This is a genomic window from Streptomyces jumonjinensis (assembly GCF_009600885.1).
Lineage (GTDB): Bacteria > Actinomycetota > Actinomycetes > Streptomycetales > Streptomycetaceae > Streptomyces > Streptomyces jumonjinensis.
Map to the genome: position 1 here is coordinate 13,426 of NZ_VCLA01000191.1, position 19,427 is coordinate 32,852.

21 protein-coding genes are annotated in these 19,427 nt (G+C 71.7%); 12 read left to right on the forward strand and 9 right to left on the reverse strand.

What is annotated here, in order from left to right; translation table 11 throughout:
* Positions 1 to 279 precede the first annotated feature (279 nt).
* Complete coding sequence (locus FF041_RS29965) at positions 280 to 1,197, reverse strand: DUF3027 domain-containing protein (protein WP_323393114.1); 918 nt, start codon at positions 1,195 to 1,197, stop codon at positions 280 to 282.
* A gap of 326 nt (positions 1,198 to 1,523) precedes the next feature.
* Here FF041_RS29965 and FF041_RS29975 point away from each other — a divergent pair, with 326 nt between their 5' ends.
* The 4 genes from FF041_RS29975 (at position 1,524) to FF041_RS29990 (ending at position 5,168) form a co-directional block, all read left to right on the forward strand.
* Complete coding sequence (locus tag FF041_RS29975; protein WP_323393115.1) at positions 1,524 to 2,876, forward strand: MFS transporter; 1,353 nt, start codon at positions 1,524 to 1,526, stop codon at positions 2,874 to 2,876.
* A gap of 216 nt (positions 2,877 to 3,092) precedes the next feature.
* Positions 3,093 to 3,569, forward strand: a complete 477-nt coding sequence (locus FF041_RS29980) for a DUF2771 domain-containing protein (RefSeq protein WP_153487315.1) — start codon at positions 3,093 to 3,095, stop codon at positions 3,567 to 3,569.
* A 16-nt stretch (positions 3,570 to 3,585) separates the two neighbouring features.
* Entirely contained in the window at positions 3,586 to 4,332 is a 747-nt protein-coding gene (locus tag FF041_RS29985; protein WP_323393117.1) for a futalosine hydrolase, read from the forward strand.
* Complete coding sequence (locus FF041_RS29990) at positions 4,329 to 5,168, forward strand: 1,4-dihydroxy-6-naphthoate synthase (RefSeq protein WP_323393118.1); 840 nt, start codon at positions 4,329 to 4,331, stop codon at positions 5,166 to 5,168. The genes FF041_RS29985 and FF041_RS29990 overlap by 4 nt, the downstream gene beginning before the upstream one ends.
* Before the next feature lie 228 nt (positions 5,169 to 5,396).
* On the opposite strand, the gene FF041_RS40440 is transcribed toward FF041_RS29990, so the two are convergent.
* Positions 5,397 to 5,780 (reverse strand): cold-shock protein, encoded by a 384-nt coding sequence (locus FF041_RS40440; RefSeq protein WP_323372467.1) that lies wholly within the window; start codon positions 5,778 to 5,780, stop codon positions 5,397 to 5,399.
* A 179-nt stretch (positions 5,781 to 5,959) separates the two neighbouring features.
* On the opposite strand from FF041_RS40440, the gene FF041_RS30000 reads away from it, so the two are divergent.
* Positions 5,960 to 6,196: a hypothetical protein gene (locus FF041_RS30000; protein WP_153525712.1), complete on the forward strand. Its 237-nt coding sequence runs from the start codon at positions 5,960 to 5,962 to the stop codon at positions 6,194 to 6,196.
* On the opposite strand, the gene FF041_RS30005 is transcribed toward FF041_RS30000, so the two are convergent.
* Both FF041_RS30005 and FF041_RS30015 read right to left on the reverse strand, forming a co-directional pair.
* Complete coding sequence (locus FF041_RS30005; protein ID WP_153525713.1) at positions 6,193 to 6,918, reverse strand: HAD family hydrolase; 726 nt, start codon at positions 6,916 to 6,918, stop codon at positions 6,193 to 6,195. The two genes, FF041_RS30000 and FF041_RS30005, sit on opposite strands and share 4 nt — an antisense overlap.
* Positions 6,919 to 7,180: 262 nt before the next feature.
* The gene (locus FF041_RS30015; protein ID WP_323393121.1) at positions 7,181 to 8,326 is read right to left on the reverse strand and encodes a hypothetical protein; all 1,146 of its coding nucleotides are present in this window, start codon (positions 8,324 to 8,326) and stop codon (positions 7,181 to 7,183) included.
* Positions 8,327 to 8,437: 111 nt separating this feature from the next.
* Between FF041_RS30015 and FF041_RS30020 the strand changes: the two genes are divergently transcribed.
* Complete coding sequence (locus FF041_RS30020) at positions 8,438 to 11,122, forward strand: helicase-associated domain-containing protein (RefSeq protein WP_153525806.1); 2,685 nt, start codon at positions 8,438 to 8,440, stop codon at positions 11,120 to 11,122.
* A gap of 26 nt (positions 11,123 to 11,148) precedes the next feature.
* On the opposite strand, the gene FF041_RS30025 is transcribed toward FF041_RS30020, so the two are convergent.
* Positions 11,149 to 11,574 (reverse strand): hypothetical protein, encoded by a 426-nt coding sequence (locus tag FF041_RS30025; RefSeq protein WP_153525715.1) that lies wholly within the window; start codon positions 11,572 to 11,574, stop codon positions 11,149 to 11,151.
* A gap of 121 nt (positions 11,575 to 11,695) precedes the next feature.
* Between FF041_RS30025 and FF041_RS30030 the strand changes: the two genes are divergently transcribed.
* Entirely contained in the window at positions 11,696 to 13,333 is a 1,638-nt protein-coding gene (locus tag FF041_RS30030; RefSeq protein ID WP_323372465.1) for a DNA repair helicase XPB, read from the forward strand.
* A gap of 48 nt (positions 13,334 to 13,381) precedes the next feature.
* Here the strand turns inward: FF041_RS30030 and FF041_RS38260 are convergent, their stop codons facing one another.
* Entirely contained in the window at positions 13,382 to 13,558 is a 177-nt protein-coding gene (locus FF041_RS38260; protein WP_194292229.1) for a hypothetical protein, read from the reverse strand.
* Positions 13,559 to 13,941: 383 nt separating this feature from the next.
* Here FF041_RS38260 and FF041_RS30035 point away from each other — a divergent pair, with 383 nt between their 5' ends.
* The 4 genes from FF041_RS30035 to FF041_RS30045 all read left to right on the forward strand — a co-directional run bounded on the left by FF041_RS30035 (position 13,942) and on the right by FF041_RS30045 (position 17,159).
* Entirely contained in the window at positions 13,942 to 15,912 is a 1,971-nt protein-coding gene (locus FF041_RS30035; protein ID WP_194292239.1) for a HelD family protein, read from the forward strand.
* A gap of 62 nt (positions 15,913 to 15,974) precedes the next feature.
* Positions 15,975 to 16,481, forward strand: a complete 507-nt coding sequence (locus FF041_RS30040) for a GNAT family N-acetyltransferase (RefSeq protein WP_228388722.1) — start codon at positions 15,975 to 15,977, stop codon at positions 16,479 to 16,481.
* A gap of 140 nt (positions 16,482 to 16,621) precedes the next feature.
* The gene (locus FF041_RS39515; RefSeq protein WP_228388723.1) at positions 16,622 to 16,846 is read left to right on the forward strand and encodes a hypothetical protein; all 225 of its coding nucleotides are present in this window, start codon (positions 16,622 to 16,624) and stop codon (positions 16,844 to 16,846) included.
* Entirely contained in the window at positions 16,812 to 17,159 is a 348-nt protein-coding gene (locus FF041_RS30045; protein WP_228388724.1) for a hypothetical protein, read from the forward strand. The genes FF041_RS39515 and FF041_RS30045 overlap by 35 nt, the downstream gene beginning before the upstream one ends.
* A 40-nt stretch (positions 17,160 to 17,199) precedes the next feature.
* Here FF041_RS30045 and FF041_RS30050 read toward each other — a convergent pair whose 3' ends face one another.
* From FF041_RS30050 to FF041_RS30060, 3 genes are read right to left on the reverse strand one after another with little or no spacing between them, the layout of a single operon-like run.
* A complete protein-coding gene (locus FF041_RS30050; protein ID WP_153525716.1) occupies positions 17,200 to 17,493 on the reverse strand; it encodes a DUF397 domain-containing protein in 294 nt (97 codons plus the stop codon).
* Positions 17,494 to 17,534: 41 nt separating this feature from the next.
* Positions 17,535 to 17,723: a DUF397 domain-containing protein gene (locus FF041_RS30055; RefSeq protein WP_323393124.1), complete on the reverse strand. Its 189-nt coding sequence runs from the start codon at positions 17,721 to 17,723 to the stop codon at positions 17,535 to 17,537.
* A gap of 29 nt (positions 17,724 to 17,752) precedes the next feature.
* Positions 17,753 to 18,616, reverse strand: coding sequence for a helix-turn-helix domain-containing protein (locus tag FF041_RS30060; protein ID WP_323393126.1), 864 nt, complete (start codon positions 18,614 to 18,616; stop codon positions 17,753 to 17,755).
* 259 nt (positions 18,617 to 18,875) lie between these two features.
* Between FF041_RS30060 and FF041_RS30065 the strand changes: the two genes are divergently transcribed.
* A complete protein-coding gene (locus FF041_RS30065; RefSeq protein WP_153525718.1) occupies positions 18,876 to 19,364 on the forward strand; it encodes an ATP-binding protein in 489 nt (162 codons plus the stop codon).
* Positions 19,365 to 19,427 lie beyond the last annotated feature (63 nt).

The window sequence follows — 19,427 nt, forward strand, 5'->3', positions numbered from 1 at the left end:
GGGCTGAAATTTAGCCAACCCGTACCGCGCGGGCCCACGACCCGCGGGTCCGTCCTCAAACGCCGGACGGGCTGGGATTCGGTCGCCCGGACAGGCTGAGTTTGGCCCGCCTGTCCAGCGCGGGCCCCTGAGGCCCAGGGTCCGTCCTCAAACGCCGGACGGGCTGAGATTCAGCCGCCCGGACAGGCTGAGATTCAGCCGCCCGGACAGGCTGGGATCAGCCGTCCGGACGGGCTGAGCTTGCCCAGGTCCGGACCGGCTGGGGGTTCGGTCCCCGGGCTAGGAGTGGCCCAGGTCCTCGTCGGGGGTGGGGGATGGGACGGAGCCCGAGGGGCGGGGTGGGTGGAGGGGGAATTCGTCCGCGGCCAGGGAGTCCAGCACCGGCGGGGACGGCTGCGGCGGCTTCGGCATCACCGCGGCCTCCGAGTGCCCGCCGCACCCGTACGCCAGCGACACCACCCTCCCGTCCGCAGGCGAGAACTCATTCGCGCACACCCCGAACGCCTGCCGCAGCGATCCCGCCATCGGCACCAGGAACCCGCAGGTCACACAGGCCGCCGGGGCCGCCTGTGCCATCGGGGTCCTCGCGCCGAACGCCTCGTCCCAGCGGTCCGCGGCGAGATGCAGCCCATAGCGGGAGAGCACCCTCGCCCGCCGCATGCCCAGCTCCTCCGCCAGCGACGCGATCCCGCCACGGGCAGCGGCGGCAGGCGCGCGGTCGGTCAGCTCGGCGTCCTCCGCCTCGACCCGCTCGGCCAGATCGTGGGAGGGCTCGGCGATCACCGAATTCGGCGGCGGCCCCTCCTCGCCCGTGAAGCCCGGCTCCAGCCGGAGATCCTCCGCCTCAGTGGGCAGCAGATCCCCCGGCCCCAGGTCCCCCGGCCGCAGCCGCTCGCTCCACGGCACCCACTCCGGCGCGAGCAGCGCGTCGGAGCCCGGCAGCAGAACGGTCTCGTCCAGGGTCACGAGCTTGGCGCGGGACGCGCGCGCCACCGTCACCGCCCAGCGCCACCCCCGGTAGCCGAGCTCCTTGCACTCGAAGAAGTGCGTGACGACACGGTCTCCCTCGGAGACCAGTCCCACATGCTCTCCGACCACCCCAGGGGCCGCGGCCTCCTCGGCCGCCGACCGGGCTTGGTCCACCGCCTCGGCGCACAGGCGGTCAGGGGTACGGCTTCGCGTCGTCGCAGCACTCACAGGTCTCGCTCATCTCCTACGCCGTCTCACGGGTGCGCCTGCCGAGTCCCGAGGTCCAAGGCGCAGGCGGAGCGGACCAGAGGGCCGCATCGACGTCCGCGCCCGGACCAATCCGTCCCGGGCACACCTACCGTCATCCATTCTGCGGGATGCCGAAGAGGCGCGCGGCCGGGAACAATCGCCGGTGGCACGCTACGCACGCTACCCCTTCCGCAGCTCCGAGCCCACCTGCGCGCTCCGGCAACAGGATCAGGGCATGACCCGGCCGGGGCCCTCCACGGCCGCATCACACCTCTTCTCACAGGTGATTGGGGCACTATGGCGAGGTGACAGCCGCCAGGTCGTCCGACGGGCCCGGAGCGCCCGGCAGAGCGTGCCGGGCGGTCGGGCGTGCCCTTCGGCTTCCGTTCACGGGCGCCGGACGCCGGATCCGCCGGGCCACCCATGCCCATGGCGCGGGCGAATCGGGCCTCGGCAGACTGATCGAGCTGCACGCGGTCAACGGCGCGGGCGATGTCATGATCACCGTCGCGCTGGCGTCCACCGTCTTCTTCTCCGTCCCCACCGATGAGGCCCGGGGCCGGGTCACCCTCTATCTGGCGATCACCCTCGCGCCCTTCGCCCTGCTCGCGCCGGTGATCGGCCCGCTGCTCGACCGGATCCCGCACGGCCGCCGCGCCGCGATGGCGGGCGCGATGCTCACCCGGGCGCTGCTCGCGCTCGGGCTCTCGGGGGCGGTGGCCACCGGGGGCCTTGAGCTCTATCCGGCGGCGCTCGGGGTCCTGGTCGCGTCGAAGGCGTACGGAGTGGTCCGCAGCGCGGTGGTGCCCCGGCTGCTGCCGCCCCGGTTCTCCCTGGTGAAGGCGAACTCGCGGGTCACCCTCTCGGGGCTGCTGGCGACCGGGATCGCCGCGCCGATCGGGGCGGGGCTGCACCGGATCGGGCCGGAGTGGCCGCTGTACGGGGCGTGCGTGCTCTTCTGCCTCGGGACGTACTGGGCGCTGCGGCTGCCGCCCAAGGTGGATTCGGCGAAGGGCGAGCGGAAGGCGCTGATGCTGCCGATCGGCGCGAAGAAGCCCGGGCTCCGTACGGTGGGACCGTCGGTGATGCACGGCCTCCAGGCGAACGCGTCCTTCCGGATGCTCTCCGGGTTCCTCATCTTCTTTCTCGCGTTTCTGCTGCGGGAGCATCCGCTCGCGGGGCAGAGCGCGGCCGTGTCGCTGGGCATGGCGGGGATCGCCGCGGGGCTGGGCAATGCGCTCGGGACCGCCGTGGGGGCCTGGCTGCGGGCCCGGGGCCCGGAGATGATCATCGCGACGGTGCTCGGTGTGGTGCTGAGCGCGGCGATCCTGGCGGCGGTGTTCTTCGGCGCGGGGATGGTGGCGGTGCTCGCCGCGACGGCGGGGTTCTGCCAGGCGCTGGCGAAGCTGTCGCTGGACGCGCTGATCCAGCGGGATGTGCCGGAGGAGGTGCGCACCTCGGCGTTCGCCCGCTCGGAGACGCTGTTGCAGATGTCGTGGGTGGTGGGCGGGGCGATCGGGATCGTGCTGCCGCTGAACGGGGCGCTGGGGATGTCGGTGGCGGCGGGGATCGTGGGCGCGGGGGCGGGGATGTCGGTACGGGGGCTGCTGGGCGCGGCCCGTGGCGGCAGCAGCAGATCCCGGCCGAGGGTGGCGTAAGTCCGGTTTGTAGATACCTGTGCCCATCCGCCGGGTCTACACGTGGGCGCTTGTGCCCACTCGCCGGGTCCACGCGTCCGGTTTACGGCTACTTGCACCCACCCGGCAGGTCCCCGCGTCCGGTTTATGGGCGCTTGCGCCCGCCCCGCCGGTCCGCGTCGCGGCGCGCCGCACCCCCGCGCGGGTTGGCGGGGCGGGACCGATAGCCTTCTGGCCATGACCGTTGCGTTCTTCTCCGGCAAGCGCCGCCGGGCCGCTGCCACCATCGGCGCCGTCTCGGCCGGGCTTCTCGTACTCTCGGCCTGCGAAAAGCCGACACCGCTCGCGACCGTGACGGTCGGGAGCGAGTCCGTCAACTCCGAGGCCGCCTGCTACAACGACGGCAAGCCCATCAAGGAGTCGCTGGTCCAGGACTGTCTGAACAAGGACTCCGGGAAAACCGTGAAGGTCGCCCTGGACGACAAGATCCGCTTCGGTGTGGACCCGGAGATCGCGGAGAACGGCTGGACCCTGTTCATCGGCGGTCAGCCGGCCGAGCAGGAGCCGTACAAGAAGACGTACCGCTCCATCCCCGCGAGCGCCTTCTTCACCTCGCAGACCGGTGAGACCGCCAGCAAGACGAAGATCAGCATCGTGGAGACCGACGGCAAGAAGCTCATCGGCATCTGGCTGTTCACGCTTGAGAAGAAGTGATCCGAGGGGTCCGGTCGTGCGCGTACTCGTCGTGACCGCGGTGGCGGCGGAGGCCGAATCCGTCGCCGCCGGGCTCGCCGCCGGGGCAGGTTCCAGTGCCGGTTCCAGTGCCGGTTCCGGCTCTGGGCACGGTGCGCGCGCCGAGACCCTGATCGCCGGAGTCGGCCCGGCCGCGGCAGCCGCTGCCACCGCCACGGCGCTGGCGAGCAGCGCCGACGACCCTTACGGTCTGGTCGTCTCGGCCGGTATCGGCGGCGGCTTCCCGCACCGGGCCCCGGTCGGCTCGCTGGTCGTCGCGGACGCGATCGTCGCCGCCGATCTCGGCGCGGACGGCCCGGACGGCTTTCTCTCCGTCGAAGAGCTCGGCTTCGGCCGCGCCGTCCATCTGCCGCCCGCCGGGCTGGCCGCCCGTGCCGCCGAGGCCGCCGGGGCGCTCTGCGCGCCCGTGCTCACCGTCTCCACTGTGACCGGTACGGCGGCCCGCGCCGCCGAGCTGAGCGGGCGTCATCCCCGGGCCGCCGCCGAGGCGATGGAGGGGTTCGGGGTCGCCGAGGCCGCCGCCGTCCACGGCGTTCCGGTGCTGGAGATCCGCGCGATCTCCAATCCGGTGGGCCCGCGCGACCGTGCCGCCTGGCGCATCGGCGACGCGCTGAACGCCCTGCGGGACGGTTTCCAGCGGCTCGGCCCCCTCCTCGCGGACCCGTTCGCGGACGACACTGGAGACCTCCCCGCCGGAAACCCCCTTTTCGAGGAGTCGCCGTGACCCTGCGGATCGCGTACTCGCCCTGCCCGAACGACACGTTCGTCTTCGACGCCTGGGCCCATGGCCGGGTCCCCGGCGCCCCCGCCCTCGATGTGACCTTCGCGGACATCGACGTCACCAACGGGATGGCCGAGCGCGGCGAGGGCGATCTGCTGAAGGTGTCGTACGCGGTGCTGCCGTGGGTGCTGGAGGAGTACACCCTGCTGCCCTGCGGCGGCGCGCTGGGCCGCGGCTGCGGCCCGCTGGTGCTGACCCGGGAGCCGGGCGCTGAGCTCACCGGGAAGACGGTCGCGGTGCCGGCCGAGCGGTCGACGGCGTATCTCCTCTTCCGGCTCTGGGCCGCGGAGCGGGTCCCGGGCGGGGTCGGCGAGGTGGTCGTGATGCCGTTCCACGAGATCATGCCCGCGGTGCGGGACGGCAAGGTCGACGCCGGTCTGGTGATCCACGAGGCGCGGTTCACCTATGGGACGTACGGTCTGCACTGCCTCGCCGATCTGGGCGAGCACTGGGAGTCCACGACGGGGCTGCCCATCCCGCTCGGCGCGATCATCGCCAAGCGGTCGCTGGGCGAGGAGACGCTGCGGCTGGCGGCCGAATCGATCCGTACGTCTGTACGGATGGCGTGGGACGACCCGGAGATGTCACGGCCGTATGTCCGCGCGCACGCCCAGGAGATGAATCCGGCGGTGGCGGACCAGCACATCGGTCTGTACGTCAATGAGTTCACCGCGGACCTCGGCGAGAGCGGATACGCGGCGGTGCGCGGGCTGCTCACCCGGGCGGCGGCCGAGGGTCTGGTGCCCCCACTGGGGCCGGGCGCGCTCGCCTTCGGCTGACCGGCTGACCTGGCGAAGGCTGAGGCTGGGGCGGGGGCGTGAACGCCGGTACGGCGGGGGCGCGGGCCGTACGCGGCGCATCCGTACGCCCGCGCTGCGGCCGAAGGGCACGGGCCTGAGGCCCCGGGCCGCACATCGATTCACACGTCTTACGTCTTATATGCCTGACGCGTCTTACATGCCTTACATGTCTTACGCGTCCTACACGTTTTACGCGTCTTACACGTCTTACACGTCGAGCTGATCGGCGACAGCCCGGAGCAGGCCCGCGATCTTCTTGCCCTGCACCTTGTCGGGGTAACGCCCGCGCTCCAGCATCGGGGTGATGTTCTCCAGGAGCGTCGTCAGGTCCTGGACGATCGAGGCCAGCTCGTCCGGCTTGCGCCGCTGGGCCGCCGCGACCGACGGCGTGGGATCGAGAACCGTCACGGAGAGCGCCTGGTCACCGCGCTGGCCGGCCACGACGCCGAACTCGACGCGCTGGCCGGGCTTGAGCGCGTCGATCCCGTCGGGCAGCACTGACGAGTGCACGAAAACGTCGCCGCCGTCATCGCGGGAGAGAAAGCCGAAGCCCTTCTCGCTGTTGAACCATTTGACCTTGCCGGTAGGCACGTCTGTCCTCGTCTTCGTACTCATTGGGGCGCTGAGGCCACCGGAAGCTTGACGCCGATATTCGGCTCTGGAAGCACTACAGCGGGTCTTCCGACCCGCTGACCCAAGGCTAATGGTCCAGGGGCCGCTGACAAGACGTCGCCGATCGGTTCGTACCCGCCGGCAACTACCCTGGCCGGATGACTGCTACTCCTAGCGCCCCGGGTGACGGGCTCGTCCGTGCCGGTGGCATCGTCTTCATCGTCGGCGCGGTGGCCACTCTCGTCACTATGGCACCGCTCTTTCTGGGGACAGATCCCTTTCCGCCGATCGCCTATGCCGTGTGCATGCTCATGGGCGTCGGATTCGTGATCGCGGGGGCCGGGGTGCTGCGCTCCATCGCGGCCCAGCGGCGCACGGCGAAGTCCGTCTCCTAGCCCGGTCCCGGTCCCGTGCCGGTCCCCTCGGAGAGATACCCACGCAGCCACGCGGGGAACCCCGTCAGATCGTCCAGCACCACATCGGCACCGGCTTCGCGCAGGTCACCGGCGGTGCAGGGGCCGGTGGGCACAGCGAGTGCGAGTGCGCCGGCGGTGTGCGCCCCGCGCACGTCCCCGATGTGGTCGCCGACGTACACGCTCGCGCCGTGCTCCCGCAGCGCCTCCGCCTTGGCCTCCGCCCAGAGCCAGCCGATGACCGCGTCGGGGGTGATGCCGAGGTGGTCGAGGTGGAGCTTGGCGTTGGGCTCGTGCTTGGCGGTGACGACGATCGCCCGGCCGCCCGCCGCACGGACGGCGGCGATGGCCGCCCGCGCGCCGGGGAGCGCCGGACTCGGCTCGATGGCGTACGCCGGGTAGAGCTCGCGGTAGCGATCGCCCATGGCCTGAATCTGATCATCGGGAAACCAGTGCGCCAGTTCCTGTTCCAGCGGTGGGCCCAGCCGGGTGACGGCGAGATCGGCGTCGATCCACACCCCCGTCTCCGCGGTGAGCGCGCGATAGGCCGCGCGGATGCCGGGGCGGGAGTCGATCAGGGTCATATCGAGGTCGAACCCGACGGTGAGCCCGTCCGGCGAGGAGCCGGGGGTGGGCGTGATCGCAGGGGCGGGTACGGGGGCGGGTGCGGCCGGTGTCGACGGCCGTTCCGGATGGGGAGCCATGGGGTCAATTGTGCCCATCAATGGCCTTTACATCCGTACCTCTGGATCAGCTGGACCAGCTGGATCAGCTGGATCAGCTGGATCAGGGAGCGGGCTCAGAGGACGGGCGGTCTGCCCGCGATGGGAGCCGGGCGACCGGGTGGTGAGGTGGCCACCGGGCCGGGCGGGGCGGGAGAGTGGACGATGATCCCGGGCAGGCGGCGGCCGGCGCCCCCGTCGTTCCAGAGCCGCCCGCCCGAGTCGATGCCTCCGCCGTTCCAGGTCAGCGCCGCCGCGAGCGCCACACCAGATAGAGCGCCGAGGCGATCGCCGCCCCCTTCAGGGCCCAGGGCCAGGCGGCCCCCATCACCTCGCTCATGCCCTCCTCGGGGACCGGTGCGCCCCAGCGGTCGTTCGCCCGGCCCCAGAGCCAGACCAGCGTGGTCGCCAGGACGGCCCCGGGGAGACCGAAGACCGCCAGTTTCCGCTCGGCGGGGGTCAGCTTCCGGGAGCCGTAGGCGATGAGCCAGCCGAGGCCGAGCGCGATCCAGGAGCCGAAGAGCGCGCCCGCCAGCAGCGACACGGCGGCCAGCAGCAGAAACGGATGGCCGAGGGCCGGGGCGGCAGCGGGGGCCGCCGCCTTGCCCGCCTTGCCCGCCTTGCCTGCCTTGCCTGCCTTGCCCCGGCGCGGCAGCGGCAGCGGCAGCCGGAAGCGCGGGCGGCGCCCCTCCGGGGCCTTCTCCGCCTCCCCCAGCTCCCCCAGCTCCTCCGCCCCCTCCGCCTCGGGCTCGGCGAGCTCGTCGCTCCTCGGCGGGGGCGACAGTATCTCCGGGATCTCGACCCCGCCCGTGAAGCCCGCGACCCGCTCGCCCGGCCCGAACGGCTGCGGGGTGACACTCCACCAGTCCACGCCGTCCCGGTCCGACGGACCGAGCTCGTCCAGCCCCGCGAGATGCGGCGGCAGCGCGCCGGGCGGGGGCGGCGGCGGCTCGGCCGGGGCGGTCTTGCGGGGGCGCGGAATCCGGCGGCGTACCCGCTGCTCCGGCACGTCGGCCCGGGACGACCGGGGCTGCCGGGACGGCCGGGACGGCCGAGACAGCCGAGACGACCGGGACCCCCGGGGCTCGTCGGGCGGCGGAGCCGAGGGCCGGTCCTCCCACCCGGTCGCCGGACCGGCCGACGACGCCGCGCCCGGGACAACGCCGCCGGTCGCCGCCGTCACCACGTCGTCCGGGGTGCCGAGTCTCCCGAGGATCCGGCGTACCGACGCGGGGTTGTCCAGGACCGCCTTCGCCCGCTGCCGGTCGATCTCCCCGCGCAGCGCCGACACCAGTTCCATCCGCGTACCGGACGACAGCTGTCGCCGCTGGGCCAGATCGCCGACCCGGCTCAGATAGTCGTAGACGAGCTGGTCGCTCTCGATCCCCACAGCCGTTCCCCTGACGTTCCCCGACCTTGTGCCCGCCGACGGTAGCGCGACCTCAGCGCTCCGGGGGCTCCGTCGGGCCCTCCAGCGACTACCGTGGGGCGGATGGGGACCATGCCCGAAGGAAGCAGTCCGCGCACGCTGGCCGAGGCGCTGCGCGCCCGCGGCGACCAGGAGCTGACCGCGCTGCTGCGCGCCCGCCCCGATCTGCTCAGCCCCGTGCCCGGGGACCTCACCCAGCTGGCCACCCGCGCGGGCACGCGCGCCTCGGTCGTCCGGGCTCTGGAACGGCTCGACCGGTTCACCCTCCAGGCCGCCGAGGCGCTGGCGGTGGCGCCCGACCCGGCCCCGTACCGCACCCTGCTCGCGCTGCTGACCGGCGACGACGGAGACGAGACGGTGGCGGCGGCGCTGCCGCGCGCGGTGGAGACGCTGCGCGCCCAGGCGCTCGTCTGGGGCGGCGACGACCGGCTGCGGCTGGTGCGGACCGCGCGTGAGCTGCTCACACCGTCTCCCACCCGGCCGTCCCCGACCGGTCTCGGCCCCGGTGTCGCGGAGGCGACGGCCGGGATGTCGCCGGGCCGGGTCCAGGAGATCCTCGCGGCGGCCGGCCTCGGGACCACCCACGATCCGGTGTCGGCGGTAGCCGCGTTGACGGCGCTGTTCACGGACCGGCGGCGGATGGGCGCGCTGCTGGACTCCGCCCCGCCGGAGGCGCTGACGGTGCTGGACCGGCTGGTGTGGGGACCGCCGTACGGGGAGGTCACGGCCAGCCCGACCCCGCCGGTGCGCTGGCTGCGGGACCGGGGGCTGCTGCTGCCCGCGTCCGCGCGCACGGTGGTGCTGCCGCGCGAGGTGGCGCTGTATCTGCGGGCGGGCCGCGCGCACCGCGTCCCGGAGCCGCTCCCGCCGGAGATCACCCCGGCGGCGGCCATCGGCGCGGGCCGTCCACAGCTTGTGGACAGCGCGGCGGCCGGGCAGGCGCTCGCCGCGCTGTCGGCGGTGGAGGAACTGCTCAGGGACTGGCACGAGGGCGGCCCGCCGGTGATGCGGTCCGGCGGGCTCTCGGTGCGCGACCTCAAGCGGACCGCCGCCGCGCTGGACGCCGACGAGCCGACGGCCGCCTTCTGGGTCGAGGTGGCGTACGCGGCGGGGCTGCTGGCGTCGGACGGCGAGGTGGACGAGCGGTACGCCCCGACCCCCGTGTACGACGAGTGGCTGACCCTCCCGGCGGCCGAGCGCTGGGCGCTGCTGGCGGACGCCTGGCTCACCGCGACCCGTACCCCGGGTCTGGTCGGCGGCCAGGACGCCAAGGGGCGCGCACTCTCCGCGCTCGGGCCCGATCTGGACCGCCCGGCCGCGCCCGAGGTGCGCCGCCGGGTGCTGGAGCTGCTGGGGTCGCTGCCGGAGGGCACGGCGGCCGACCCTGAGTCGGTGCTCGGCCGGCTGCGCTGGGAGCGCCCGCTGCGGGGGGCCGTCACCGGGGGCGCCGGCGGCGAGGGATCGGTGGACACCCGGTCGCGGATCGCGGCGTGGACGCTGATCGAGGCCGAGGCGCTGGGGGTGACCGGCCGGGGCGCGCTCTCGGGCCACGGCCGCGCCCTGCTGAGCGTCCCGGCCGCAGCTCCCGGAGCCGCCACGGCGGAGTCCGGGACCGGGGCGTACGGGACCGGGGCGTACGGGACCGGGGCGCATGGAACCGGGGCCGCCACGGCACCCGGAGCCGGAACCGGAGCCGCCGGCCCCGCCACAGCACCCGGAGCCGGAGCCGGAACCGCCCCCGCCCCCGCCTCCGATGCGCCGGAAGCCGCCGCCCCCCTCACCACCGTCGAGCGCGCGGCGGCGCAGATCGCCGCCGCGCGGACCCTCGCCCCGCTGCTGCCCGAGCCGGTCGATCACGTCCTGCTCCAGGCGGACCTCACCGCCGTCGCCCCCGGACCGCTGCGGCGTCCGCTCGCCGAGACGCTCGCGGTCGTCGCCGACGTGGAGTCCAAGGGCGGCGCGACGGTCTACCGCTTCACGCCCGGTTCCGTACGGCGCGCTCTGGACGCGGGCCGTTCCGCGTCCGATCTGCACGCCTTCCTCTCGGCCCACTCCCGTACCCCGGTACCGCAGCCGCTCAGCTATCTCATCGACGACATGGCACGCCGCCACGGCCATCTGCGGATCGGCGCGGCCTCCGCGTACGTCCGCTGCGACGACGAGGCGCTGCTGGACGAGATCCTCGCCGACCGGCGCTCCCAGGGGCTGCGGCTGCGCCGCCTCGCGCCCACGGTCCTCGCGGCCCAGACCGATCCGTCGTCGCTGCTGGAGGGGTTGCGGTCGATGGGGTACGCGCCTGCGGCCGAGTCCGCCGAGGGGGATGTCCTGATCGCCCGTGCCCATGCCCGCCGCACTCCGCCGCGTACCCCGCCCCTGCCGGTCGCGGACGGTCCGCCGCTGCCGGACGCCGTGCTGCTGGGGGCGGCGGTGCGGGCGATCCGCGCGGGCGACATGGCGTCCACGGTGGAGCGGAAACCGGCCGCCGAGCAGCCCGTGCAGCCGTCCGCGCAGAACGGCGGGCTGCCCCGTTCGACCTCGGCGGACACACTGGCGACCGTGCAGGCTGCGGTCATGACCGGTGCGGCGATCTGGATCGGCTATGTCAACGCGGAGGGCGCGGCGAGCCAGCGGGTGATCGCGCCCGTACGGGTCGAGGGCGGCTTCGTGACGGCGTACGACCATACGTCGGACCAGGTCCGCACCTATCCGCTGCACCGCATCACGGGGGTGGCGGAGCTCGCGGACGATCTGGCCTGAGCCCCCGCCCGCGACCGGTCGGCTGATCAGCCGACCAGGTCCGCCGCCACCCGGAAGAACAGCTGTACCACCGCCATCCCCGTCAGCACCGTCACCATCACCTGCGTATAGCCGAGGGCGAGCAGGCAGCCCAGCCCCGTGAGCACGGTCCGCAGCGGCCGTCTGCGGACGGTCCGCTCCAGCAGCCAGCCGCAGCCGAGCAGGGCGAGCGGCACGGAGTAGCCCAGCGCCCAGACCGCCGGGCGGGCCGGGTAGGCGGTGTAGTCGACGTACAGCAGGAACAGGAGGAGCGGGGTGGCGAGCGCGGGCACCGCCCACCAGCGCTCGTCCCGTTCATCCCGTTCGTCCCACCGGCGCTCGTCCCGCTCGTCCCGCTCATCCCACCAGCGCTCGTCCCACTGGCGCCCGGCGGCTCCGTCCGGCCCGGGGCCGGGGCGGTGGTGATCAGTCATGCCCCCAGCGAACCGCGCCGCCCCGGGCCCATGGCACCGTGCGCGTACTCACGCTTCCCCGGGCGGATACTCAGGATGAGTACGGCACACTGGAGGTTTGGCTTACCGAAAGGGCGCAGGCGTGACCGGACCGCTCATCGTTCAAAGCGACAAAACCCTCCTCCTTGAGGTCGACCACGAGCAGGCCGGGGCCTGCCGTCGCGCCATCGCTCCCTTCGCGGAGCTGGAGCGCGCCCCCGAGCACATCCACACCTACCGCATCACCCCGCTCGGGCTGTGGAACGCCCGCGCGGCCGGGCACGACGCCGAGCAGGTGGTGGACGCGCTCGTCCAGTACAGCCGCTACCCCGTGCCGCACGCCCTGCTGGTCGACGTCGCCGAGACGATGGCCCGCTACGGCCGGCTCACCCTCTCCAAGCACCCCACCCACGGTCTGGTGCTGACCAGCACCGACCGGCCGGTGCTGGAGGAGATCCTCCGCTCGAAGAAGGTCCAGCCGCTGGTCGGGGCCAGGATCGACCCGGACACGGTCGTCGTCCACCCCTCCGAGCGCGGGCAGATCAAGCAGACCCTGCTGAAGCTGGGCTGGCCCGCCGAGGACCACGCCGGATACGTCGACGGCGAGGCCCACCGCATCGACCTGGACGAGAACGGCTGGGCGCTGCGCCCGTACCAGCAGCAGGCGGTGGAGGGGTTCTGGCACGGCGGCTCCGGCGTGGTCGTGCTGCCCTGCGGCGCGGGCAAGACGCTCGTCGGGGCCGGTGCGATGGCGCAGGCCAAGGCGACGACGCTGATCCTGGTCACCAACACGGTCTCCGCCCGCCAGTGGAAGCACGAGCTGGTGAAGCGGACCTCGCTGACCGAGGACGAGATCGGCGAGTACAGCGGTACGAAGAAGGAGATCCGCCCGGTCACCATCGCCACCTATCAGGTGCTGACGACCAGGCGGAAGGGGATCTATCCGCATCTGGAGCTGTTCGACTCGCGCGACTGGGGTCTGATCGTCTACGACGAGGTGCATCTGCTGCCCGCGCCGGTCTTCAAGTTCACCGCCGATCTCCAGGCGCGGCGGCGGCTCGGGCTGACGGCGACGCTGGTGCGGGAGGACGGGCGCGAGTCGGACGTGTTCTCGCTGATCGGGCCCAAGCGGTTCGACGCGCCGTGGAAGGAGATCGAGGCGCAGGGCTATATCGCGCCCGCCGACTGTGTGGAGGTGCGGGTCAATCTCACCGACGCGGAGCGGCTGGCGTACGCGACGGCCGAGGCTGAGGAGAAGTACCGCTTCTGCGCCACGACGGCGACCAAGCGGAAGGTGACGGAGGCGCTGGTCGCCAAGCACCGGGGCGAGCAGACGCTGGTCATCGGGCAGTACATCGATCAGCTGGATGAGCTGGGCGAGCATCTGGACGCGCCGGTCATCAAGGGCGAGACGTCGAACGCGCAGCGCGAGAAGCTCTTCGACGCGTTCCGGGAGGGCGAGATCTCGGTGCTGGTGGTCTCGAAGGTGGCGAACTTCTCCATCGACCTGCCGGAGGCGACGGTGGCCATCCAGGTCTCGGGGACGTTCGGCTCCCGCCAGGAGGAGGCGCAGCGGCTGGGCCGGGTGCTGCGTCCGAAGGCGGACGGGCATGAGGCGCGGTTCTACTCGGTGGTCGCCCGGGACACGATCGACCAGGATTTCGCGGCGCACCGCCAGCGGTTCCTGGCGGAGCAGGGCTATGCGTACCGGATCATGGACGCGGACGAGCTGCTGAAGTGAGCCGGCGTTTCCGTGCGGGGCTCCGTGCCGGGGCTCCGTGCGGGACGCTCAGTGCCTGCGGACGCCCGCCTCCTCGCCGTACTCACCGAGGACGGCGACGCTGAAGACCGCGCCGACGAACACCTTGACGGCGCGGAGCGCGCCGCCGACGGAGTGCGGGGCGTGGGCCTCGGCGGCGGCGGTGCGGGGGGCCTGGGCGCTGGGGGTGAAAGTCGCTGTGCTCATGTATCCATAGTGGATTTCGGCCCCTTCGGTTACATCGGCCCGTGGGCTGAAACCTGGCCCCGGCCGCCTACGACTCCAGATATAGGGGTTCCCCTCAGGGTGCGGCACCTGAGGAGGAGCCGGGTGTCCTCCCTGCCGCCGACAAACGCGTTCGCGGTCGGCCCTGGCGGTGACTAGACTGCCCCGTCTTGCCCGCCTCCCGCCGTGGAGCGCCGCCTGCCGGACGGAAACCGGCCGGTCACGCCATGCCCACCCCGTAAGCCCGCTGGAGGCGACCTGTGTCCGCGCATGCCCCTGACTCCCGCCAGAGCGATTCCTCGCAGAGCGATCCTCTTCAGCGGGAGCGCACCCATCTGTCGTCCTCCCGTGCCGCGCTGCGGACGATGCGCCATGAGGTGGAGGCCCTCGACCTCAAGAACGTGACCGCGAACTGGGTCAACGCCAGGGTCCTGGGAGCCCAGATGGAGGCGCGGATCAAGGAGCTGGCGGATCTCACGCACACCCCGCTCTTCTTCGGCCGGCTCGACTATCTGCCCACCCCGGAGCGGACGGCGGAGGACGGGTCCCGCTTCTATATCGGCCGCAGGCATGTCCATGACGCCGTCGGCGATCCGATGGTGGTGGACTGGCGGGCCCCGGTCTCCCAGCCGTTCTACCGGGCCACGCGTATCGACCCGCAGGAGGTCGAGCTGCGCAGGCGGTTCGGCTATACGGGCGGCGAGCTCACGGCGTACGAGGACGAGCGGCTGACGGACCCGGTGGAGGAGGCGCGTACCAGCAGGCTCCTCCAGGCGGAGATCGAGCGCCCGCGCGTGGGCCCCATGCGGGACATCGTCGCGACGATCCAGCCGGAGCAGGACGAGATCGTACGGTCCGGACTGTCGGGCACGGTCTGTGTGCAGGGCGGCCCGGGGACCGGGAAGACGGCGGTGGGGCTGCACCGGGTGGCGTATCTGCTGTACGCGCACCGGGAGCGGCTGGCCCGGACGGGCACGCTGGTCATCGGGCCGAACCGGTCCTTCCTCCACTACATCGAGCAGGTGCTGCCCGCGCTGGGCGAGCTGGAGGTGCGGCAGGCGACGGTGGACGATCTGGTGGCGCGCGTCGAGGTGCGGGGCGAGGACCCGGCGGACGCCGCCGTGATCAAGGGCGACGCCCGGATGGCGGAGGTGCTGCGGCGGGCGGTGCGCTCGCATGTCACGATCCCCGCCGAGCCGGTGATGGTGGTGCGCGGTTCGCGGCGGTGGCGGATCCCTGCGTACGAACTGGAGGAGATCGTCCGCGAGCTGCTCGGCCGCGACATGCGGTACGGGGCGGCCCGGGAGGCGCTGCCGCAGCGGATCGCGCATGCGGTCCTGGTGCGGATGGAGGAGTCGGGGGAGGTCTGCGACGACCGGGTGCAGGACGCGGTGGCGCGCAATCCTGCGGTGAAGGCGGCGGTGAAGTCGGTGTGGCCGCCGGTCGATCCGGCGAAGCTGGTGCTGCGGCTGCTCTCCGACGCGGAGTTCCTCGCGGCGCACGCGGAGGGCGTGCTCGACGAGGCGGAGCAGCGGACGGTGCTGTGGCCGAAGCCGGTGCGGAGCGTGCGGGCGGCGAAGTGGTCGTCGGCGGACGCGGTGCTGATCGACGAGGCGGCGGATCTGGTGGAGCGTACGCATTCGCTGGGGCATGTCGTCCTGGACGAGGCGCAGGATCTGTCCCCGATGCAGTACCGGGCGGTGGGCAGGCGCTGTACGACGGGTTCGGCGACGGTGCTGGGGGATCTGGCGCAGGGGACGACCCCGTGGGCGACGGGCAGCTGGGAGGAGGCCCTCTCCCACCTGGGCAAGCCCGACGCGGTGGTGGAGGAGCTGACGGCGGGCTTCCGCGTCCCCCGCGAGGTGATCGCCTACGCCTCACGGCTCCTCCCGCACATGTCCCCGGGCCTGGCGGAGGTCCGCTCGGTCCGTGAGTCGCCGGGCTCCCTGGAGATACGGCAGATCCCCGGCGGCCCGGACGAGCTCACCTCGGCCGTGATCGCCGCCTGCGAGGAGTCCCTGCTCCACGAGGGCTCCATCGGCCTGATCGCCGCCGACACCCGGATCCCCGCCCTCTCGGAGGCCCTGTCGGCAGCGGGCCTCCCCTGGCTCGACCCGGGCACGGAGACGACGGCGGATTCCCGTCTGACCCTGGTCCCGGCGTCGCTGGCGAAGGGCCTGGAGTACGACTACGTCGTCCTGGACGACCCCTCGACGGTGGTGGCGGGCGAGCCCGACGAGCGCACGGGCCTGCGCCGGCTGTATGTGGCGCTGACCCGGGCGGTGTCGGGGCTGACGGTGGTGCATCAGGGGGAGCTGCCGGGGCAGTTGGGGTAGCCCTCGGCCGGGGCCGCCCCATGGATCAGGAGTCGCACCCGAGTGCATCACGAGGAGCCCGGATGAAGTTCGCGATGCGGCCGGCCCGGTCCGACGACGCCGATGCCGTCGTGCGGATCGTTCTGGCTCGCTCGGCTTGGCTTGAGGAACGAGGGTTGCCGAGCTGGCGTGACAGCGCGGAGAAGCTCGCGGCGCTGACGAGCAACAAGGACGGTTCGACATTCGTCCTGGAGGCCGATGGAGGGCCTGTTGGCTGCACGACGGTGACGACGACCACCCCGCCGATGGCCTGGACGAACGAAGAGCTCGCCGAGCCCTCCCTGTATCTGTACGGCACGGTCACCGACCCGGCCCTGCGGAAGACGAAACCCGGCACGCTCATCGCCCGGTGGGCGATCGACCGGGCTGCCCGCGAAGGCAGGGAGTGGGTACGCCGTGGCTGCCGCTTCCCCGGTCTGGTCGCCTACTACCAGCGCCAGGGGTTCGCACTCATCCACGAGATGCGGAAGACGAACGGCCCCATGTATCTGATGGGCCGCCGCGCCGAACGCCTCGATCCGCTGCGGTGAAACACGGGCGTCCTCCCGGGGTACGGGAGGACGCTTGTCCTTCTTGACGGCCGCGACTGATCACGTGGACCTGACCCGATCGAGTGGCATCCAGATGGTCGGCCCCCGCCTCTGTGCGACCTGGAGTAAGCCGTACCGGTATGGGCAAAGGGGATCGGCATCCGAAGAAGGACGTTGAGGCTGCACTCAAGAGGGCTGAGGCATGCGGACTTAAGGTGCTCCACAAACAGAACGGCCACAATTGGGGGTACTTGATCTGCTGTCCGTGCTCAGAGAGCGTGCGAATCTCGTGTACGCCCAGGAGCGCAGGAACGGAAGCGAAGAGCATCGATGAGTTCACCCGAGATCACCGCGGCCATGTGTGAGTGGCGCTTCAGCCTCCACATGCAGGACCCGCTCACTCCGGAGCAGAACGACACGCTCGACAGGCTCGACTGCTTCAACGACGGGCTGATGAGCCTGATCGAAGGTCCCGGCTACGCGAAGTTCGTCTGCCACTTCGAAGCCACGACCCTCACGGAAGCCATCACGGAGGCCATCGCCCGCTTCGAGTACTTCCCGGGCGTCCTCATCCGGAGCGTCGAGCTGGACCCGATCTCCCTCGAACACAACAGCATGGCGACGCCTTCCGTGGTGGCGGCTCCGCCAAGACTCCCTTATCCGGCTGAAGCCGAATAAGCCAGCATCGTCTTGACGGAGCCGGGCACCGCGCCCCGGGTCACTCGGGGATGATCGGCCCAGCCGCGAAGGCGACGAAGTCGCGCCAGGCGGGGGTGGGGACGAGGAGGGCGGGGCCCTGCTTGTCCTTGGAGTCGCGGATCCCGACCCGGGGGGTCAGGGTCGCGACCTCGACGCAGGACCCTCCCTGGCTGTCGCTGTAGGAGGACTTGTGCCAGGCGTGTTCCGGGAAGAGGGCTGCGATCTCCACACAGGACCCTCCCTGACTGTCGCTGTAGGAGGACTTGAACCAGGCGCTCTCGGGTGCCACATCAGTGGCTCTACTGAACGTCATGCTTCACCTCTTCCCGGAACAGGCCGAGCCGACTCGGGCTGCTACTGGTCGAGCGCGCGGACCATACCGACGAACGACGACCATGCGGCCGACGGAACGACCAAGGCGGGGCCCAGCCGATCCTTCGAATCGCGGATCCCGACCCGGGCGGTCAGCGCCGCGACCTCGACGCAGGATCCTCCGTGGCTGTCACTGTAGGAGGACTTCTTCCAGATGTGTTCGGCAGCCACATCGGGTGCCGTCAGTTGAGTGTTAATGGCTACAACTCTCGCGCTAGTTGGTGCAGGAACCCGGCTGTCGCCGAGGGCCCCAGAGCTTCGCTCCGCATACTGTCGAATCGTTGGTTGTACTTCCAGACGTCGAACTGCTTGTCGGTCACAGTGATCGTGCCCGGGATCTCCGTCTGGACGATCGGATCCACGGGAGCGTCGAAGTCCAAGACGGCGAAGTTGATGTCGGCTCGGTAGGTGGCGAGCTTCTGGGGGAGGACCTGGACGGTCACGTTGTCCAGCGCACTCATGCGCTCGATCTCCTCGTACTGCTCCCTCATTATGTCCGGGCCGCCCATCATGCGGCGCAGCGCCGACTCGTCGAGGATGACGCGAAGGAACAACGGGCTGTCCTCGCGGGTCAGCAGTTGTTTGCGCTCCATCCGAAGCTGGACGTTGTTCTCGACGAACTGCGTCGTGGTCTCTTCGATCGGCTTGGCGACCATGAACTGAGCGCGGGCGTACGCCTCGGTCTGGAGCAGGCCGAAGACATACATCGGGTGCCAGGCCCGCATCTCGCGCGCGTCGGTCTCCAGCCCCATGTACATCGGCATGCCGGACGGCATGACGTTTCGGTACGGCATCCAGGGATCGCGGCTCAGCGAGTCCCGGTGCAGGGTCAGCAGGGCGTCCCGGTCATCGATGTCGTTGACGCCGTAGCGATCGAGGAGCTTCTCCAGGTCCTCCACACGCGGGAGACCGTTGTGCCCGGTCTCCACTCTGCCGAGTTTCGTGTCGCTGAAACCGAGGCCCGAGACGGCTTCCTGGATCGTCAGTTGCGCCTTCTCCCGCAAGCGTCTCAGCTCTTTGCCCAGTTCCCGCCTGCGGAACGTCGGTCCCCTTCGTGCTGCCACCTGTACGTCCTTCCTGACGTGCTGTCGACGCTCAGCGTCGGCGTGTCACGAGTCTTGCACGCTCAGTTACCTCTACTGCAACCCTTGCCGGTGTATTGGCATGTGCCAATTTTTCCGCCTTCGCGGATTGGCTTGCAGATTAAATCGCGCATACAGCACCGTAGTTGAGCCAGAGCCAAGCCGGACGGCGATGCACAAATCTGGACCTCCCTCCCCCAAGGCCCAGCCTCGCCCTGTCCGAAACCCGAAGGGCACGCCCATGTCGCTCACTGCCACACAGCCGGACACCCCCACCCGCCGCCACCTCGGCGACCTCGCCCCCAACCAACCCGTGATCACCCCCGGATTCGACGTACGCCTCTCCCGCACCGCGAACCCAGGCGAGCCGATGAGCGATCAGGACAGGTCCTGGCCTGGGCTGATGCGCAGGGCCGGGCGGGCGCATCTGTGGATCTGGCGGCTCGGGGAGCTGGTCGGTACCGCCGAGTTGCTGATGTCGGAGCTGGTGACCAATGGCTTCCAGCACGGGCAGAGCGACACCGTCCGGGTCCGGCTGTGGCGGACCGACGCGTACGTCTGCATCGAGGTCGACAGCGGCTCCGGGCCCCAGCGGCCGTGCCCGCGCCAGGCGGGCCCCGACGAAGAGAGCGGGCGCGGGCTCCAGCTCGTCGGGATGCTAGCGGACGCGTGGGGGGTCAGCGACGACGGCAGCCGTATCTGGTGCCTGCTCACCGTGGACGGGGCGTAGCCCCCGGGTCGGACCGTAGGCGTACCCCAGAGCTCGACTGGACGTTCACCGAGTGAAACCCCC

What these genes read in the sequence shown, in the direction of transcription:
- FF041_RS30065 (WP_153525718.1), top strand. Translation starts at nt 18,876, where the DNA reads ATGTCGCTCACTGCCACACAGCCGGACACCCCCACCCGCCGCCACCTC.
- FF041_RS29980 (WP_153487315.1), top strand. Translation starts at nt 3,093, where the DNA reads ATGACCGTTGCGTTCTTCTCCGGCAAGCGCCGCCGGGCCGCTGCCACC.
- FF041_RS30005 (WP_153525713.1), bottom strand. Translation starts at nt 6,918, where the DNA reads ATGGCTCCCCATCCGGAACGGCCGTCGACACCGGCCGCACCCGCCCCC.
- FF041_RS30040 (WP_228388722.1), top strand. Translation starts at nt 15,975, where the DNA reads ATGAAGTTCGCGATGCGGCCGGCCCGGTCCGACGACGCCGATGCCGTC.
- FF041_RS38260 (WP_194292229.1), bottom strand. Translation starts at nt 13,558, where the DNA reads ATGAGCACAGCGACTTTCACCCCCAGCGCCCAGGCCCCCCGCACCGCC.
- FF041_RS30050 (WP_153525716.1), bottom strand. Translation starts at nt 17,493, where the DNA reads ATGACGTTCAGTAGAGCCACTGATGTGGCACCCGAGAGCGCCTGGTTC.
- FF041_RS39515 (WP_228388723.1), top strand. Translation starts at nt 16,622, where the DNA reads ATGGGCAAAGGGGATCGGCATCCGAAGAAGGACGTTGAGGCTGCACTC.
- FF041_RS30020 (WP_153525806.1), top strand. Translation starts at nt 8,438, where the DNA reads ATGCCCGAAGGAAGCAGTCCGCGCACGCTGGCCGAGGCGCTGCGCGCC.
- FF041_RS30035 (WP_194292239.1), top strand. Translation starts at nt 13,942, where the DNA reads ATGCGCCATGAGGTGGAGGCCCTCGACCTCAAGAACGTGACCGCGAAC.
- FF041_RS30045 (WP_228388724.1), top strand. Translation starts at nt 16,812, where the DNA reads ATGAGTTCACCCGAGATCACCGCGGCCATGTGTGAGTGGCGCTTCAGC.
- FF041_RS30025 (WP_153525715.1), bottom strand. Translation starts at nt 11,574, where the DNA reads ATGACTGATCACCACCGCCCCGGCCCCGGGCCGGACGGAGCCGCCGGG.
- FF041_RS30000 (WP_153525712.1), top strand. Translation starts at nt 5,960, where the DNA reads ATGACTGCTACTCCTAGCGCCCCGGGTGACGGGCTCGTCCGTGCCGGT.